The sequence below is a fragment of the Streptococcus sp. GMD1S genome (genome assembly GCF_000296875.1).
Taxonomy (GTDB): Bacteria; Bacillota; Bacilli; order Lactobacillales; family Streptococcaceae; genus Streptococcus.
On record NZ_AJQY01000454.1, the window covers coordinates 1 to 1827 of the forward strand.

At 36.1% G+C, this 1827-nt stretch carries 1 protein-coding gene and 2 pseudogenes; all 3 read left to right on the forward strand.

The window, feature by feature from the left end; genetic code table 11:
• Positions 1-222: pseudogene (locus GMD1S_RS11190) on the forward strand (UDP-N-acetylmuramoyl-tripeptide--D-alanyl-D-alanine ligase); the annotation flags it as partial.
• A pseudogene (locus tag GMD1S_RS11195) lies at positions 209-820 on the forward strand (NUDIX hydrolase N-terminal domain-containing protein). The pseudogenes GMD1S_RS11190 and GMD1S_RS11195, both read left to right, overlap by 14 nt.
• A gap of 90 nt (positions 821-910) precedes the next feature.
• On the forward strand, positions 911-1615 hold the full coding sequence (locus GMD1S_RS11200) for a YwaF family protein (protein WP_001055258.1): 705 nt from the start codon (positions 911-913) through the stop codon (positions 1613-1615).
• Positions 1616-1827 lie beyond the last annotated feature (212 nt).

The window sequence follows — 1827 nt, forward strand, 5'->3', positions numbered from 1 at the left end:
TTCTATGGAGAAGACATTGCCGAATTAAGCCAACTTGCTAGTCAAATGTTCCCAATCGGCCACGTTTATTACTTCAAGAAAACAGCTGACGAGGACCAATTTGAAGACCTAGTCAAGAAGGTTAAGGAAAGCCTTGGAGCCAATGACCAAATTTTGCTTAAAGGCTCTAACTCCATGAATCTAGCCAAGTTGGTAGAAAGTTTAGAAAATGAATGCAAGTGATTTTGCCAAGTATCTGCAAAGAATGCTGGCCATTACGGATACTGGATTAACCTTTACAAAAGATCCTTTCGACCGTGAGCGTTACGAGGACTTGTGAAGTCTGTTATCTGAAATGTTGAATCAGGTATCAGACCTCGATGCAGAAGAAGTGGCAGAAGTCTTGAAACCAACGTCCGCTTATGCAACTCCTCTGATGGACGTCCGTGCTTGGATTGTTGAGGATGAAAAAGTATGTTTAGTTAGAGGAAAAGGAGAGGATAGTTGGGCTTTGCCAGGTGGTTTTGGTGAAGTTGGCTATTCTCCAACCGAAAATATTCTTAAAGAAATTGAAGAAGAAACCGGCTTTACAGCAAAAGCTGAAAGGTTACTTGCAGTTTTTGATACCAATCGTTTCCAACTACAGAGCAAACAATATGCAAAGTTTGTCTTTGAATGTAAGCTTCTTGATGGACAATTTCAAGAGAATCAAGAAATTGCTGAGCTTCAATTTTTTGCCATTGACCAATTGCCAGTCTTATCTGAAAAACGCATCACCAAGGAGCAAATGGAGATTCTTTGGCAGATTCATCAAGGACAAAGAGACCAATATCTTGACTGAGAAGATTATTATCGTATTTCTGAATTCATTTTTTTCTATTGGCATGGTATAATATGTGAGAAGATTTTGAAATATAATGAGGAATATTAAATGAATTTATGGGATATTTTCTTTACAACGCAAGCGACAGAACCACCTCAATTTGACCTTGTCTGGTATGTAAGTTTATTTTCGTTATTAGCGTTGACCTTCTACACTTCTTATCGCTATTACGATAAAAAAGTCTATCAACGTTTTTTCCAAATTTTACAAGCTGTCCAGTTGATTCTTCTCTATAGTTGGTACTGGGGAAATCACATGCCGATGTCAGAAAGTTTACCATTTTATCATTGTCGTATAGCGATGTTTGTAGTGCTGTTACTTCCTGGTAAGTCAATGTATAAGCAATATTTTTCTCTACTTGGAATTTTTGGAACGCTGGCAGCTTTTGTTTATCCAGTACCAGATGCCTATCCTTTTCCCCACATAGCCATCCTGTCTTTCATTTTTGGTCACCTAGCTCTTCTAGGAAATTCTTTGGTTTATTTATTTAGACAGTATGACTCTAGATTATTGGATGTTAAGCGGATTGTTTTATTAACCTTTTCACTTAATGCTCTGATTTTTGTGGTTAATTTAGTGACTGGAGGAGATTATGGATTCTTGACAAAGCCACCATTGGTTGGTGATCATGGCTTAGTGGCCAATTACCTGATTGTGTCGCTGGTATTAGCTACAGCTATTAGTTTGACCAAGAAAGTATTAGAAGTTTTTTTAGAGCAAAAAGCAGAAAAAATACTTGTGAAGAAAGCTTAAGTATAAGCTTTCTTTTTTTGTAAAAAAAGATACTTTTTTAAAGTAAGGCTGTTAAGATAAAAAAATAGAAATAAAAAGTGAAAAATGACTAGGAAATTTATCAAAATCTAAGCACGATTGGATTTTTTGTGTTATAATATTCTTTGAATAGCTATACCCAAACATAGTTATTAAATAGAAGTGAGAAACTTGGAAGACAGAGAGGATGCGAT

Bases quoted from the DNA above. Each gene is read 5' to 3' on its own strand.
- GMD1S_RS11200 (WP_001055258.1), top strand. From the start codon at position 911: ATGAATTTATGGGATATTTTCTTTACAACGCAAGCGACAGAACCACCT.